We start from the raw sequence: 14,916 nt of genomic DNA on the forward strand, positions 1-14,916 counted from the left end.
CGTGCCCACGCTCCTGCGTGGGCACGCCATCCGCAGACGCTCCGCGTCTGGTGCAGAGATGCCCGGAGTCCGGCTCCCACGCGGGAGCGTGGGAGCCATCGGTAGCGTGAAAGTCAGGCCCCCGCCTGCCCCACCCGCAGCAGGCCGGTGTCGATGGCCAGGTGCACCAGTTCGCCCTGGCTGGCGACCTGCAGCTTGTTCTTCAGCAGGGTCTGGTAGTTGGACACGGTCTTGGCGCTGATGCACAGCTTCTCGGCGATCTGCCGCAGGCCGACGCCGCGGGCGAGCATCACGAAGATCTCCAGCTCGCGCTGGGTCATGCCGCGCAGGCGCGGGTCCTGGTCCTCCTGGCCGGAGCAGGCCAGCGCGGTGGCCAGGCCGTGCTCGAGGTAGGTGTGCCCGGCCAGCACCTTGCGCACCGCCTCCAGCAGCACCTGCGGCGGCGCGCTCTTGGTCAGGTAGCCGCTGGCGCCGGCCTCCAGCGCCTTGCGCACCACCGGCAGCTCGTCGTGCATGCTGAAGAACAGCACGCGCAGCCCGGCGTGGCGCGCCAGCAGGCGCCGCGCGGTCTCCAGGCCGCTGATGCCGGGCAGGCCGACATCAAGGATCAAGAGGTCCGGGCAGCCCTGGGCCACCCGCTGCAGGGCTTCCTCGCCGCTGGCCGCCTCGCTCACGGAAACGTCCTCGAGCAGGGTCGCCAGCAGGCTGGCGTAGCCCTGGCGCACCACCGCATGGTCGTCGACTATCAGGATGTGCATGTCGTCCACTCCCGCCACGGAATATCCACGCACAGGCGCAGGCCGCGGGGCGCGGCGCCGTGCAGTTGCAGGGCGCCGCCGAGGCAGCGCGCCCTCTCGCGCATCGAGCGCAGACCGACGCCCTCGCGCAGTTCGGCCGGCAGGCCGCGGCCGTCGTCGCATACCTCCAGGCGCAGCAGCGCGCCGCGGCAGGTCAGGCCGACCCGCACCCCGCGCGCGCCGGCATGCCGGGCGACATTGGTCAGCGCCTCCTGCAGCAGGCGATAGACGTGCGCGCGCGCCTCGTCGCGCAGCCGCGGCAGCGCCGCGTCCAGCTCCAGTTCGCAGGCGATGCCCTGCTGCGCCTGCCACTGCTCGACGTGCTGGCGCACCGCCTCGCCGAGACCGAGGCGCTCCAGCACCACCGGATAGAGGTCGCGCACCAGGCTGCGGAAGCTCTGCTGCATCTGCTCGCCGTTGTCCTGCAGGCGCCGGCTGATCGCCGCGACCTGCTGCGGCGACTCGCGGCAGGCGTCGAGCAGGTAGAGCTGGGCGCGCATGCCGGCGAGGATCTGGCCGAGGTCGTCGTGCAGCGCCTGGGCCAGGCGGGTGCGCTCGCGCTCCTGGGTCTCCAGCAGCGCGGCGGTCAGCGCCTGGTTGTCGGCGCCGGCCTGCTGCAGGGCCTGGGCCATGGCGTTGACCTGCCCGGCCAGCCGGCGCGCCTCGGGCTGGGCGTAGGCCGGCAGGCGGGTGTCCAGCGCACCGCCGGCGATCGCCTGCAGGGCGCGCAGGATGTCGGTGAGCAGCGTCAGCCCGCGGCGCACCAGCCAGGCGCTGGCGCCCAGGCACAGCAGCCAGGCGACCAGAAACAGCGCCAGCAGCTGCAGCAGCGACTCCCACACCTCGTCCAGCTCGTCGACGGGACTGACGCGGATGCTCAGGCTGCGGCCGTCGGCCAGCGCCACCCGGTACACCGGCAGGTCGGCGAAGCGCCCGGCAGCCCACAAGGCAAGGGGGTTGTCCGCCGTGTCGCTGCTGGCGCCGTCGCCCCAGTCCAGTTCGAGGTGGCGCAGGTTGGCGGTCAGGCTGGCGTCGAGCAGCGCCGGATCGTCCGCCGCGCGCAGGGCGAGAAAGCGCGCCACGCTGTCGGCGGCCTGCAGCTCGCGGCGGATGTCCAGCTCGGCCTGGCGCAGCAGCAGCGCCAGGCATACCAGCAGCACGGCGAGGAACAGGCCGCTGACCAGCAGGCTGGCGCGGCCGAGGGCGGAAAGCGGCGCGGTCATGATCGGACTCTCTGAGCTCGAAGAGCCTGTTCACGATCTTGCGAGCTAAGGCCAGGCAAGGCGAAATCGGGTGAGGACGCGGAGTTTACGAGTTGTAAATGAGCAGTCCGAACCCGATTTCAACGCAGCATGGCCGACGCGCAGCTGATCGTGGACTGGCTCTCAGCGCACCACGAACACGCCGAGCATGCCCTTGCCTTCCAGACCCTTGGCGTAGAAGCGGTACTTGCCCGGCTTGATCGGCACGAAGAAGATCTCCGCCTCGCCGGCGTCCTCGAACTCCAGCTCGTTGAGGGTGGTCGCCTTGACCTCGACGCCGCCGGCCTCGACCTTGCGCAGGTAGATGGCGCCGGCGAACTCCGGCGCCTGGAAGGCGTACTCCTTGCGCCCGCTGGCGATGATCTTCAGCTGGTAGGCCTTGCCGGTTTCCAGGCGGTACTCGGTCTGCGACAGGCTGTAGTCGCTGGCTTCCGAGCCCATCACCAGGTCGGGCAAGGCTTCGGTGCGGCGGGTCAGGTCGCCGGCGGCGTGGGCGCCATCGAAGCCGAGCATGGAGAGGATCAGCACGGCAGGCAGGGCCAGGGTTCTGAGCGGGGACATGGGCAAGGCTCCTGTACTTGTTGTTGTCGGAGTCCATGCTAAGAGCAGCATCCCGCCGCCGAATCAGTACCTTGGTACCGGTCCGGCGGTACTTTCTGCATATTTGCCTGCCCCCACTCCCTTCCTAAGCTGGCAGCAACCCCATCGGAGGCTGCCATGCGTACCCTGCTGCCCTGCCTGATCACCACCCTCGGCCTGCTCGCGGCCGGCCCGGCCAGCGCCGCGCTGGAAGTGCGCATCGGCTACCTCGGCTACACCCCGGAGCGCGGCCCGGTGCTGTCCAACGTCATCCCCGAGCCGACCGACGCCGGCCTGCGCGGCGCCGAGCTGGCCATCGAGGACAGCAACAGCACCGGGCGCTTCCTCAAGCACAGCTACCGGCTGGAAAGCGCCGAGGCCGCCAGCGGCGCAGCGCTGCTGGAGCAGGCGCGCGCCCTGCACGAGTCCGGCCTGCGCCTGTTCGTGGTCAACGCCCCGGCCGACAGCCTGCGCCAGCTCGCCGCGGCCATGCCGGACAGCCTGCTGCTCAACGCCGGCAGCGCCGACGACAGCCTGCGCCTCGAGCAGTGCGCGCCCAACGTGCTGCACACCCTGCCCAGCCGCGCCATGCTCGCCGACGCCCTCGGCCAGTTCCTCGCCGCGCGCAAGTGGCAGCGCGCCCTGCTGATCCCCGGCCCGACCGCCGACGATGCGGCCTACGCCGACGCCCTGCGCCGCGCCGCCAGGCGCTTCGGCGTGAAGATCGTCGCCGAGAAGCCGTGGACCTTCGACAACGACCAGCGCCGCAGCGCCCAGGCCGAGATGCCGCTGTTCACCCAGACCGCCGAGTACGACGTGGTGCTGGTCGCCGACGAACGCGGCGACTTCGGCGAGTACGTGCCCTACCACACCTGGTACCCGCGCCCGGTGGCCGGCACCCAGGGCCTGACCCCGACCGGCTGGCACAAGACCGTGGAAACCTACGGCGCAGCCCAGTTGCAGAAGCGCTTCGAGGAACACGCGAAACGCTGGATGAACGACCGCGACTTCGCCGCCTGGATCGCCGTGCGCAGCATCGCCACCGCGGCGAACAAGCTGAAGAGCAGCGATCCCGCGGCGATCCGCCAGCTGGCGCTGTCCGCCGAGCTGCCGCTGGACGGCTTCAAGGGCCGCAAGCTGAGCTTCCGCGACTGGAACGGCCAGTTGCGCCAGCCGATCCCGGTGGTGCAGCCGCGCGCGCTGGTCACCACCTCGCCGCAGGACGGCTTCCTGCACCCGGTCACCGACCTCGACAGCCTGGGCTACGACCGCCCGGAAAGCCGCTGCCGCCTCGCCGAGTCCTGAGCGGCCCCACGACAACAACAAGTATTCGGAGAACTGCCATGCGCCACCTGCTCCTCGCCGCCAGCGCCGCCGGCTTCCTGCTCGCCGGGCACGGCGCTCTCGCCGCCACTGCCTACGTCTCCAACGAGAAGGACAACAGCATCAGCGTGATCGATCTCGACAAGCTGGAGACGGTGGCGACCCTCGAGGTCGGCATGCGCCCGCGCGGCCTGACCCTGTCCAGCGACAACAAGCTGCTGTACATCTGCGCCAGCGACTCCGACCGCGTGCAGGTGATGGACCTGGCCAGCCGCAAGATCGTCAAGGAACTGCCCTCCGGCGCCGACCCCGAGCAGTTCGCCCTGCACCCCAACAACCAGTGGTTGTACATCTCCAACGAGGACGACGCGCTGGTCACCGTGGTCGACGTCGACAGCGAGCAGGTCAAGGCGCAGATCGACGTCGGCGTCGAGCCGGAAGGCATGGCGGTCAGCCCGGACGGCAAGTGGGCGGTGAACACCAGCGAAACCACCAGCATGCTGCACTGGATCGACACCACCACCCACGAGCTGGTCGACAACACCCAGGTCGACCAGCGCCCGCGCCACGTCGAGTTCAGCCAGGACGGCAAGCTGCTATGGGCCTCGGCGGAGATCGGCGGCACCGTCACGGTGATCGACGTCGCCAGCCGCCAGCCGGTGAAGACCCTGAACTTCGCCATCAAGGGCGTGCACCCGGACAAGGTGCAGCCGGTGGGCGTCAAGCTGACCGCCGACGGCAGGTACGCCTTCGTCGCCCTCGGCCCGGCCAACCACGTGGCGGTGGTCGACGCCAGGACCTACGAGGTGCTCGACTACCTGCTGGTCGGCCGCCGCGTCTGGCACATGGCCTTCACCCCCGGCGAGAAGCAGCTCTTGACCACCAACGGGGTCAGCGGCGATGTCTCGGTGATCGACCTGGACAGCCTCAAGGTCACCAAGTCGATCAAGGTCGGCCGCTACCCGTGGGGCGTGGTGGTGACGCCATGATCGGCCTCGAGGTGTCCGGGGTCGGCTTCGCCTACGGCGCGCGCCAGGCGCTGGCCGGGCTGGATTTCGCCCTGGCGCCTGGGCGCTTCAACGCCCTGCTCGGCCCCAACGGCGCCGGCAAGTCGACCCTGATCGCCCTGCTCACCCGCCTCTACGACCTGCAGGAGGGCGACATCCGCATCGGCGACTGCTCGATCCGCCAGCAGCCGCGCCGCGCGCTGGCGCAGATCGGCGTGGTGTTCCAGCAGAGCACCCTCGACCTCGACCTCTCGGTGGAGCAGAACCTGCGCTACCACGCCGCCCTGCACGGCCTGCCGCGTGGCGTGGCGGCCGAGCGCATCGAGCTGGAGCTGGACCGCCAGCAGCTCGCCGAACGCCGCCGCGAGCCGGTGCGCGCGCTCAACGGCGGCCATCGGCGGCGGGTGGAGATCGCCCGCGCGCTGCTGCACCGCCCGCAGCTGCTGCTGCTCGACGAGGCCAGCGCCGGCCTCGACCCGGCCAGCCGCCGGGCGCTGAATGCGCACGTGCGCCAGCTCTGCGCCGAGGACGGCCTGACCGTGCTGTGGACCACCCACCTGTTCGACGAGGTGCAGGCCGACGACCCGCTGCTGATCCTCCATCGCGGCCGCCTGGTGGCGCGCGGCACGGCGGCGAGCCTGGCCGAAGGCGGCGAGGACCTGTCCGCCAGCTTCGCCCGCCTGACGGAGGTTGCCGCATGACCGCCTACCTGGAATGCCTGCGCGGCATCGTGCTGCGCGAATGGCTGCGCTTCGTCCAGCAGCGCTCGCGCTTTCTCAGCGCGCTGGTGCGCCCGCTGCTCTGGCTGCTGGTGTTCGCCGCCGGCTTCCGCGCCGCGCTGGGCATCTCGATCATCGAGCCCTACGACACCTACATCACCTACGAGACCTACATCGTCCCGGGGCTGGCCTGCATGATCCTGCTGTTCAACGGCATGCAGGGCTCGCTGTCGATGGTCTACGACCGCGAGATGGGCAGCATGCGCGTGCTGCTGATGAGCCCGCTGCCGCGCCCCTTCCTGCTCGCCGCCAAACTGCTGGCCACCAGCCTGCTGTCGCTCTTGCAGGTCTACGCCTTCCTCGCCATCGCCTGGCTGTACGGCGTGCAGCCGCCGGCCTGGGGACTGCTCTGCGCGCTGCCGGCGCTGCTGCTCGCCGCGCTGATGCTCGCCGCGCTGGGCCTCTTGCTGTCCAACGGCATCCGCCAGCTGGAGAACTTCGCCGGGGTGATGAACTTCGTGATCTTCCCGCTGTTCTTCCTGTCCTCGGCGCTCTACCCGCTGTGGAAGATGCGCGAGGCCAGCGAATGGCTGTACTGGCTGTGCGCGCTCAACCCGTTCAGCCACGCGGTGGAGCTGGTGCGCTTCGCCCTCTACCAGCGCCTGAGCGTCACCGCCCTGCTGGTCTGCCTGGGCGTCACCGCGCTGTGCAGCCTGCTCGCCGTGCTGACCTTCAACCCGCAGCACGCGGCGCTGCGGCGCAACGCCTGACCCCGCGCCCTCAGCACGCGCCCAGCCCCTGCATCAGCAGCGCCAGCCCGCCCTGCTGCCAGCCCCACCAGGCCAGGGCGAGCAGCGCCGCCAGCAGCAGGCCGCCGGCCAGCCAGGGCAGCGCGCGGCGCATCAGGCGGTCTCCGCCTGCAGCCGCGCCACCGGCTGCTCGCGCACCGGCCAGTTGAGCAGCGCGGCCATCAGGCTGAGACCGATGCAGATCTGCCAGACCAGCTGGTAGCTGCCGGTGCGGTCGAACAGGTAGCCGCCCAGCCAGCCGCCGAGGAAGGAGCCGAGCTGGTGGAACAGGAAGACGATGCCGCCGAGCATCGACAGGTTGCGCACACCGAACAGGGTCGCCACCGTGCCGTTGGTCAGCGGCACCGTCGACAGCCACAGGAAGCCCATGGCCATGCCGAAGGCATAGGCCGTCCACTCCGACAGCGGCGCCCACAGGAAGGCGACGATCACCACCCCGCGGATCAGGTACAGCGCGGCGAGCAGCTTCGGTTTCGCGTAGCAGCTGCCCAACCAGCCGGCGGTGTAGGTGCCGAACACGTTGAACAGGCCGACCAGCGCCAGCACCGTGGTGCCGACCTGCGCCGGCAGGTGCTGGTCGACCAGATAGGCCGGCAGGTGCACGCCGATGAACACCACCTGGAAGCCGCAGACGAAGAAGCCCAGTGCCAGCAGCCAGAAGCCGGAATGCCCGGCCGCCTCGCGCAAGGCCTCGCCGAGGGTCTGCACCGGGCCGTGCGCGACGGCCTGCGCCGGCGCGCGCAGCAGGCTCGCCAGCGGCAGGATCAGGGCGATCAGCGCGGCCAGCGCCAGCAGCGCTCCCGACCAGCCGAGCCAGGAAATCAGCCCGAGGCTGCCCGGCAGCATGACGAACTGGCCGAACGAGCCGGCCGCGGCGGCGACGCCCATGGCCATGCTGCGCTTCTCCACCGGCGCGGCCTGGCCGACGGCGCCGAGCAGCACCGAGAACGAGGTGCCGGACAGCCCGAGGCCGATCAGCAGGCCGGCGCTCAGCGACAGCGAGGCCGGCGAGTCGCTGAAGGCCATCAGCGCCAGGCCGGCGACGTAGAGCACGCCGCCGATCAGCACGGTGCGCCTGACCCCGAAGCGGTCGGCGAAGGCGCCGGTGAACGGCTGGATCAGGCCCCAGATCAGGTTCTGCAGGGCGATGGCGAAGGCGAACACCTCGCGGCCCCAGCCGAACTCGGCGCTCATCGGCGGCAGGAACAGGCCGAAGCCGTGGCGCACGCCCAGCGACAGGGCGAGGATCAGCGAACTGCCCAGCAGCATCCAGCCGCAGTGGCGCCAAAGCGAGGTCATGGGGGTCTCCAGCAGGCAAAAGACGAGGATAACACTCGGATATGCCTGGCGGACCGTCCGGCGCCACCCATCGGTTACACTGACGCATCCGAATTTCCCGCCACGAGACCGCCATGCCGATCCGTCACGCCATCGTCCACCTGATCGACAAGAAGCCCGACGGCAACCCCGCCACGCTGCACGCCCGCGACAGCGAGCTGGGCGAATCGCAGGCCATCGACAACCTGCTGGCCGACCTCAACGACAGCTACAACGCCAAGCCCAACAAGGTCTGGGGCCTGTTCCACGAGGAGTCCGGCGCCTACCCGTTCAGCGGCTGGCTGGCCGACTACCTCGACGGCGGCCGCGACTTCGTCGCCTTCAGCCGCCAGGCGGTCGAGCACCTCAAGCAGCTGATGGAAGAGTCCAACCTGTCCACTGGCGGCCACGTGCTGCTGGCCCACTACCAGCAGGGCATGACCGACTACCTGGCCATCGCCCTGCTGCACCACAGCGAGGGCGTGGCGGTCACCGACAGCCTCGAGGTCACCCCGTCGAGGCATCTGGACCTCGGCCAGCTGCATCTGGCCGCGCGCATCAACCTCTCCGAGTGGCGCAACAACAAGACCTCCCGGCAGTACATCTCCTTCATCAAGGGCAAGGGCGGCAAGAAGGTCTCCGAGTACTTCCGCGAGTTCATCGGCTGCCAGGAGGGCGTCGACGCGCCGAGCGAGACGCGCACCCTGCTCAAGGCGTTCAGCGACTTCGTCGAGAGCGAGGACCTGGCCGAGGAGCAGGCCCGCGAGAAGACCGAGGCGCTGGTCGACTACGCCAGCAGCCAGGCCCGGCGCGGCGAGCCGATCGCCCTCGAGGAGCTGTCCGAGCTGATCGACGAGGAGCACCCGCGCGCCTTCTTCGAGCACATCCGCAACCAGGACTACGGCCTGGCCCCGGAGATCCCGGCGGACAAGCGCACCCTCAACCAGTTCCGCCGCTTCACCGGCCGCGCCGAGGGCCTGTCGATCAGCTTCGAGGCGCACCTGCTGGGTTCGCAGATCGAGTACGACGAGAGCAGCGACACCCTGATCATCCGCCAGCTGCCGAGCAAGCTGAAGGACCAGCTCAAGCGGCGCAAGGACTGAACGCCATGCCGCGCCTGCCCGACAGCCTGCTCGACGCCTGCCTGGGCGACCCGCACGCGGCGGCGCCCGTCGACGCCGAGCGGCTGTGCGGCCTCGACCGCGACGGCGCGCGGGTACGACTGGAGACGCTCAGGCCGTGGCTGGCCGAGCAGCAGACGCTGCTGCGCGCGCGCCGCCAGGAGGCGCTGCTGGTCTGGCTGCAGGGCCCCGACTGCGCCGGCAAGGACGGCGCCATCCGCCAGGTGTTCGCCGGCCTCGGCCCGCAGGGGCTCGCCGTGCACGGCTTCCGTCAGCCGACGGCGGCCGAGCGCGCCGAGGGTTTCCTCGAACGCTACCGGCGCTGCCTGCCGGCGCCGGGCGAGGTCGTGCTGTTCAACCGCAGCCCCTACGAGGGCGTGGCCTGCGACCTGTTCGACGGCTTCATCGCCGCCGCGGACATCCCCGCGCGGCTGGCGCAGCTGGCCGCCTTCGAGGACGAGCTGGCCGGGCGCGGCATCCGCCTGCTCAAGGTCTACCTGCAGATCTCCCGCGTCGAGCAGAAGGCGCGCCTGCGCAAGCGCCTGCTCGACCCGCGCAAGCACTGGAAGGTCGGCGCCGAAGACCTCGAGGCGCACCGCCAGTTCGATCGGCGCGAGGCGCACTGGGCCGCCATCCTCGCTGCCAGCCACCGCCCGCAGGCGCCCTGGCGGCTGATCCCGGCCAACCACAAGTGGCTGCGCGACCTGCTGCTGGCCAGCCTGGTTGCCCGCGAGTTCGAGCGCCTCGACCAGCACTGGCCGACCCCGCCGCTGCCGTTCGGCCTCGACGAGCTGGAGCGGGCCTAAGGCAGCCCCCGTCCCGTAGGGTGGGTTAGCCGCACCGCGGCGTAACCCACCATCGCGACCACAGGTCGCACTACTCGAGCCTGCCAGCCCTGCGGACTGGTTGGTGGGTTACGGCCTGCGGCCTGCCCCACCCTACGAGGGTTCCCCCGCCATCCACTCCGCCACCAGCCGCTCCTTGGCCGGCTTGGCCAGGCGCTTGATCGCCCGTTCGCGCGACAGCGCCGCGCCCTTGCCGGCGCAGGCCTCGACGTAGACCAGCGCCTGCGCCGGGCTGCTGTGGAAGAAGCGCGCGCCCTTGCCGCTGCGGTGCGCGGCGAAGCGCCGCTGCGGGTCGTCGCTGACCCCGCAGTACAGCGCACCGTTCTCGGCGCGCACCAGATAGACGAACCACGGCTTGTCGGCGACCGTCATCGCGCCACTCCCGGCAGGAAAAGCCGCGATTATAGGGGCGGCCGCCGGAGCAAACGCCGGTGCCTTTCGCCGGGGCGCAGGGCGCGGCGATAATCCCCCCTGCCCCGCCGCACTGCGCGGCCCCATCGCCCTTTCACGGAATGCCCATGCACGACACCCCGCCCCTGATCCTCGAACCCGCCGAGCCGGCCCGCGCCTGCGTGATCTGGCTGCACGGCCTCGGCGCCGACCGCTTCGACTTCCAGCCGGTGGCCGAGGCGCTGCAGAGCGTGCTGCCTGGCGTGCGCTTCGTGCTGCCGCAGGCGCCGAGCCGCCCGGTGACCATCAACGGCGGCTGGAGCATGCCGTCCTGGTACGACATCCTCGCCACCGGCCCGGAGCGCGCCATCGACCGCGAGCAGCTGGAGGAGTCCGCCAGCACGGTGCTGGCGCTGATCGAGGCGCAGCGCGCCGCCGGCATTCCCGCCGCGCGCATCTTCCTCGCCGGCTTCTCCCAGGGCGGCGCGGTGGTGCTGCACACCGCCTTCCGCCGCTGGGCCGGCGAGCTGGGCGGGGTGCTGGCGCTGTCCACCTATGCGCCGACCTTCGAGGACGCCCAGCAGCTCGGCGCCATCCAGCAGGCCCACCCGGTGCTGTGCCTGCACGGCCGCGACGACCAGGTGGTGGCCCCCGAGCTCGGCCGCCGCGCCCACGACTGGCTGGCCGCGCGCGGCGTGACCGTGGCCTGGCACGACTACCCGATGGGCCACGAGGTGGTCAACGAGGAGCTGCGCGACATCGCCCTGTGGCTGCGCGAGCGCCTGGCCGGCTGAGTCCGGCGGGCCTGGCGCCGCCGCCACGCGGCTTCGCCAGGCCCCGATCTTGCTTTACACTGCAGTCTGTATCTATCTCATGCAGATCGAGATCACCGTGCTCAAGGCACTCACGCAAATCTTCAGCAAAGACCCGGAGGCCCAGTTGCCCCAGAACACCAGCCCGGCCAGCGGCCAGGGCGAAAGCCTGGCCGACGCCGCCCAGCACACCGAGAACACCACCCCCCGCGCCGAGCAGCAGCCGGCCCCGCAGGACGGCGAGCGCGCCCGCAAGCCGCGTGGCGACAAGCCGCGCGCCGAGAAGAACGGCGAAGGCCAGCCGCGCGACAGCAAGCCGAAGGCCGATCGCCCGCGCCGCGAACGCACCCCGCGCAAGCCGGCGGTGGACAACTGGAAGCTGGAAGACTTCGTGGTCGAGCCGGCCGAAGGCAAGACCCGCTTCCACGACTTCAAGCTGGATGCGCGCCTGATGCACGCCATCCACGACCTCGGCTTCCCCTACTGCACGCCGATCCAGGCCCAGGTGCTCGGCCATACCCTGCGCGGCCGTGATGCCATCGGCCGGGCGCAGACCGGCACCGGCAAGACCGCCGCCTTCCTGATCTCCACCATCACCCAGCTGCTGATCACGCCGCCGCCGAAGGAACGCTACATGGGCGAGCCGCGCGCGCTGATCATCGCGCCGACCCGCGAGCTGGTGGTGCAGATCGCCAACGACGCCCGCGACCTGACCAAGTACACCGGCCTCAACGTGATGAGCTTCGTCGGCGGCATGGACTTCGACAAGCAGCTCAAGCAGCTGGAAGCGCGCTACTGCGACATTCTGGTCGCCACCCCCGGCCGCCTGCTGGACTTCAACCAGCGCGGCGAGGTGCACCTGGACATGGTCGAGGTGATGGTCCTCGACGAGGCCGACCGCATGCTCGACATGGGCTTCATCCCGCAGGTACGGCAGATCATCCGCCAGACCCCGATGAAGGGCGAGCGCCAGACCCTGCTGTTCTCCGCCACCTTCACCGACGACGTGATGAACCTGGCCAAGCAGTGGACGGTCAACCCGGCCATCGTCGAGATCGAGCCGGAGAACGTCGCCAGCGACACCGTCGAGCAGCACGTCTACGCGGTGGCCGAGGCCGACAAGTACAAGCTGCTGTTCAACCTGATCGCGCAGAACGACTGGACCCGGGTGATGGTGTTCGCCAACCGCAAGGACCAGGTGCGCCGCATCGAGGAGCGCCTGACCCGCGACGGCATCAGCGCCGCGCAGATGTCCGGCGACGTGCCGCAGGTCAAGCGCATCAAGGTGCTGGAAGGCTTCCGCGAGGGCAAGATCCGCGTGCTGGTGGCCACCGACGTGGCCGGCCGCGGCATCCACGTCGACGCCATCAGCCACGTGATCAACTTCACCCTGCCGGAAGATCCCGACGACTACGTGCACCGCATCGGCCGCACCGGCCGTGCCGGCACCAGCGGCACCTCGATCAGCTTCGCCGGCGAGGACGACGCCTTCGCCCTGCCGCCGATCGAGGCGCTGATCGGCCGCAAGATCCAGTGCGAGATGCCGCCGGCCGAGCTGCTCAAGCCGGTGCCGCGCAAGCAGCACTGACCACCCGCGCCCCTCGCTCCGGGGGGCGCCCGTTTCCCCGTTTCCCGCCGCCATGCTCCGACCGTACGCCCTGCTGTCCGCCCTGCTCCTCGCCCTGTCCGCGCCCGTGGCGCTGGCCGAGGGTTTCCTGTCGCGCCTGCTCGACAAGCCGGTGCCCGGCGGCGTGGCGGTGGTCGACCTGGGCGACGGCCCGGCGCGGCCGGGCGCCCGCTACCAGGGCAAGCCGGTGCTGGTGGTGCGCGAGGACGGCAGGCGCTGGCTCGCCGTGGTCGGCGTGCCGCTGAGCGTCCAGTCGGGGCCGCAGCGCATCGACGTGGACGACGGCCGCCGCCTGGGCTTCACCGTCGGCGCCCGCGACTACAAGCAGCAGCACATCACCCTGAAGAACAAGGAACAGGTCAACCCGAGCCCCGCCAGCCTCAGGCGCATCGAGCGCGAGCTGGCCGAGCAGACCGACGCCTATCGCCAGTTCAGCCCGCGCCAGCCGAGCAACCTGCTGTTCGACAAGCCGGTCGCCGGGCCGCTGTCCAGCCCGTTCGGCCTGCGCCGCTTCTTCAACGGCGAGGAGCGCAACCCGCACTCGGGCCTCGACTTCGCCGTGCCGGCCGGCACCCCGGTGAAGGCGCCGGCGGCCGGCAGGGTGATCCTGGTCGGCGACTACTTCTTCAACGGCCGCACCGTGTTCGTCGACCACGGCCAGGGCCTGATCAGCATGTTCTGCCATCTGTCACGGATCGATGTCAGAGTCGGCGACGAACTGGCGCGCGGCGCCGTGCTCGGCAAGGTCGGCGCCACCGGCCGCGCCACCGGAGCGCACCTGCACTGGAACGTCAGCCTCAACGATGCCCGGGTCGACCCGAGCATCTTCATCGGTGCCTTCCGCCCCTGAGGCGGATGTTCTCGATCGGCGGGCCCGCCCCGCCATCCGGGCCGCGCCGCACCCGCAGCCCCCTGCCCGAGAGGCACTCACCGGGAGCCCGAGCGCTCCCCCGCTCGCGACAAGGAGAAGCCCATGCCCAGCGAACTCACCCCAACCCTCGACTGGCTGCAGGCGCAGCCGCAGCTGTTCGCCGCCGTCTGCGTGGCCCTGCTGGCCAGCGTCGCCTGGCTGGCCAACTGGATCGTCAAGCGCCTGCTGGTACGCGGCATCCACCGCGCCCTCGGCGCCACCGCCATCGGCCGGCACATCGTCACCGGCGAGCAGAGCATTGTCCGCCGCCTGTCCAACATCGTCCCGTCGCTGGTGCTGTCCAGCGGCATCAAGCTGATCCCGCACCTGCCGCAGGCCGCGGTGACCGTGGTGGAGAACGTCTGCCAGGCGTTCGTCGTGCTGACCGTGGCGCTGGCCATCGGCGGGCTGCTCAAGGTCGCCAACGCGCTCTACCAGCAGCGCCCGGACGCCCATCTCAAGCCGATCAAGGGCTACCTGCAGGTGGTGCAGATCGTCGTCTACGCCATCGCCAGCATCCTGATCGTCGCCAGCCTGATCGACCGCTCGCCGCTGATCCTGCTCTCCGGCCTCGGCGCCATGGCCGCGGTGCTGATGCTGATCTTCCAGGACACCCTGCTGTCGCTGGTGGCCAGCGTGCAGATCAGCTCCAGCGACATCGTCCGGGTCGGCGACTGGGTGGAGATGCCGGCGCTGAACGCCGACGGCGACGTGATCGACATCGCCCTGCACACCGTGAAAGTGCAGAACTGGGACAAGACCATCACCTGCATCCCGACCAAGCGCTTCATCAGCGACCCGTTCAAGAACTGGCGCGGCATGCAGGAATCGGGCGGCCGGCGGATCATGCGCAACCTGTGCCTGGACCAGAACAGCGTGCGCTTCCTGGACAGCGAGGAAATCGCCCGGCTCGGCCGCTTCGCCCTGCTGCACGACTATCTGGAGCACAAGCAGGACGAGCTGGGCGAATGGAACCGTCGCCTCGGCGAGAAGGGCCTGGCGCCGCTCAACCAGCGCCGGCTGACCAACCTCGGCACCTTCCGCGTCTACGTGGAGAGCTACCTGCGCCACAACCCGCGCATCCGCCAGGACATGACCCTGCTGGTGCGCCAGCTCGCCCCCGGCGCCGACGGCCTGCCGCTGCAGCTCTACTGCTTCACCGCGACCACCGCCTGGGCCGAGTACGAGGCCATCCAGGCCGACCTGTTCGACCACCTGCTGGCGATCCTCCCGGAGTTCGGCCTGCGCGTGTTCCAGCACCCCAGCGGCGCCGATATGCGCGAGTGGCGCGCGCCGGCCGTGGAGCCACGCGAGCGCCAGACCGCGCACGCCTGAGCCGCACGGCGAGCCCCGCGCGCGGGGGCCCGCCGATCGACCGCCGCATCTACACTGGAAGAT

General features: G+C 70.6%; 16 protein-coding genes. 10 read left to right on the forward strand and 6 right to left on the reverse strand.

Annotated features, from left to right (window positions below; translation table 11 throughout):
• Positions 1-113: 113 nt before the first annotated feature.
• The 3 genes from SK095_RS11385 to SK095_RS11395 all read right to left on the reverse strand — a co-directional run bounded on the left by SK095_RS11385 (position 114) and on the right by SK095_RS11395 (position 2,620).
• Positions 114-758, reverse strand: coding sequence for a response regulator transcription factor (locus SK095_RS11385; protein ID WP_201486664.1), 645 nt, complete (start codon positions 756-758; stop codon positions 114-116).
• Entirely contained in the window at positions 746-2,020 is a 1,275-nt protein-coding gene (locus SK095_RS11390) for a sensor histidine kinase (RefSeq protein ID WP_201486665.1), read from the reverse strand. The genes SK095_RS11385 and SK095_RS11390 overlap by 13 nt, the downstream gene beginning before the upstream one ends.
• A gap of 162 nt (positions 2,021-2,182) precedes the next feature.
• Positions 2,183-2,620 carry a copper-binding protein gene (locus SK095_RS11395; RefSeq protein ID WP_136489608.1) on the reverse strand — a complete coding sequence of 146 codons (438 nt, stop codon included), beginning with the start codon at positions 2,618-2,620 and terminating at the stop codon, positions 2,183-2,185.
• Positions 2,621-2,776: 156 nt separating this feature from the next.
• Between SK095_RS11395 and SK095_RS11400 the strand changes: the two genes are divergently transcribed.
• The 4 genes from SK095_RS11400 to SK095_RS11415 are packed head-to-tail and all read left to right on the forward strand — an operon-like array spanning position 2,777 to position 6,457.
• Positions 2,777-3,943: an ABC transporter substrate-binding protein gene (locus SK095_RS11400; protein ID WP_320546369.1), complete on the forward strand. Its 1,167-nt coding sequence runs from the start codon at positions 2,777-2,779 to the stop codon at positions 3,941-3,943.
• A 38-nt stretch (positions 3,944-3,981) separates the two neighbouring features.
• A complete protein-coding gene (locus tag SK095_RS11405) occupies positions 3,982-4,950 on the forward strand; it encodes a YVTN family beta-propeller repeat protein (RefSeq protein ID WP_320546370.1) in 969 nt (322 codons plus the stop codon).
• Positions 4,947-5,669: an ABC transporter ATP-binding protein gene (locus tag SK095_RS11410; protein ID WP_320546371.1), complete on the forward strand. Its 723-nt coding sequence runs from the start codon at positions 4,947-4,949 to the stop codon at positions 5,667-5,669. The genes SK095_RS11405 and SK095_RS11410 overlap by 4 nt, the downstream gene beginning before the upstream one ends.
• On the forward strand, positions 5,666-6,457 hold the full coding sequence (locus tag SK095_RS11415; RefSeq protein WP_250009368.1) for an ABC transporter permease: 792 nt from the start codon (positions 5,666-5,668) through the stop codon (positions 6,455-6,457). The genes SK095_RS11410 and SK095_RS11415 overlap by 4 nt, the downstream gene beginning before the upstream one ends.
• A 10-nt stretch (positions 6,458-6,467) precedes the next feature.
• Here SK095_RS11415 and SK095_RS11420 read toward each other — a convergent pair whose 3' ends face one another.
• Both SK095_RS11420 and SK095_RS11425 read right to left on the reverse strand, forming a co-directional pair.
• On the reverse strand, positions 6,468-6,590 hold the full coding sequence (locus tag SK095_RS11420) for a hypothetical protein (RefSeq protein ID WP_268932788.1): 123 nt from the start codon (positions 6,588-6,590) through the stop codon (positions 6,468-6,470).
• Entirely contained in the window at positions 6,590-7,795 is a 1,206-nt protein-coding gene (locus SK095_RS11425; RefSeq protein WP_320546372.1) for an MFS transporter, read from the reverse strand. The genes SK095_RS11420 and SK095_RS11425 overlap by 1 nt, the downstream gene beginning before the upstream one ends.
• Positions 7,796-7,908: 113 nt before the next feature.
• On the opposite strand from SK095_RS11425, the gene yejK reads away from it, so the two are divergent.
• Together yejK and SK095_RS11435 are read left to right on the forward strand one after the other, a co-directional pair.
• Positions 7,909-8,916 (forward strand): nucleoid-associated protein YejK, encoded by a 1,008-nt coding sequence (gene yejK, locus SK095_RS11430; protein WP_320546373.1) that lies wholly within the window; start codon positions 7,909-7,911, stop codon positions 8,914-8,916.
• A gap of 5 nt (positions 8,917-8,921) precedes the next feature.
• Complete coding sequence (locus SK095_RS11435) at positions 8,922-9,740, forward strand: hypothetical protein (protein WP_320546374.1); 819 nt, start codon at positions 8,922-8,924, stop codon at positions 9,738-9,740.
• 132 nt (positions 9,741-9,872) lie between these two features.
• Here the strand turns inward: SK095_RS11435 and SK095_RS11440 are convergent, their stop codons facing one another.
• A complete protein-coding gene (locus SK095_RS11440; protein ID WP_320546375.1) occupies positions 9,873-10,151 on the reverse strand; it encodes a GIY-YIG nuclease family protein in 279 nt (92 codons plus the stop codon).
• A 146-nt stretch (positions 10,152-10,297) separates the two neighbouring features.
• Between SK095_RS11440 and SK095_RS11445 the strand changes: the two genes are divergently transcribed.
• The 4 genes from SK095_RS11445 to SK095_RS11460 all read left to right on the forward strand — a co-directional run bounded on the left by SK095_RS11445 (position 10,298) and on the right by SK095_RS11460 (position 14,853).
• Positions 10,298-10,963, forward strand: coding sequence for an alpha/beta hydrolase (locus SK095_RS11445; protein WP_320546376.1), 666 nt, complete (start codon positions 10,298-10,300; stop codon positions 10,961-10,963).
• A 97-nt stretch (positions 10,964-11,060) separates the two neighbouring features.
• Entirely contained in the window at positions 11,061-12,569 is a 1,509-nt protein-coding gene (gene rhlB / locus SK095_RS11450; protein ID WP_136489643.1) for an ATP-dependent RNA helicase RhlB, read from the forward strand.
• 52 nt (positions 12,570-12,621) lie between these two features.
• Complete coding sequence (locus SK095_RS11455; RefSeq protein ID WP_320546377.1) at positions 12,622-13,458, forward strand: peptidoglycan DD-metalloendopeptidase family protein; 837 nt, start codon at positions 12,622-12,624, stop codon at positions 13,456-13,458.
• Between the two features lie 123 nt (positions 13,459-13,581).
• Complete coding sequence (locus tag SK095_RS11460) at positions 13,582-14,853, forward strand: mechanosensitive ion channel family protein (RefSeq protein ID WP_201486677.1); 1,272 nt, start codon at positions 13,582-13,584, stop codon at positions 14,851-14,853.
• The last annotated feature ends 63 nt before the right edge of the window (positions 14,854-14,916 follow it).

Source organism: Pseudomonas sp. AN-1, from assembly GCF_034057115.1.
Lineage (GTDB): Bacteria > Pseudomonadota > Gammaproteobacteria > Pseudomonadales > Pseudomonadaceae > Geopseudomonas.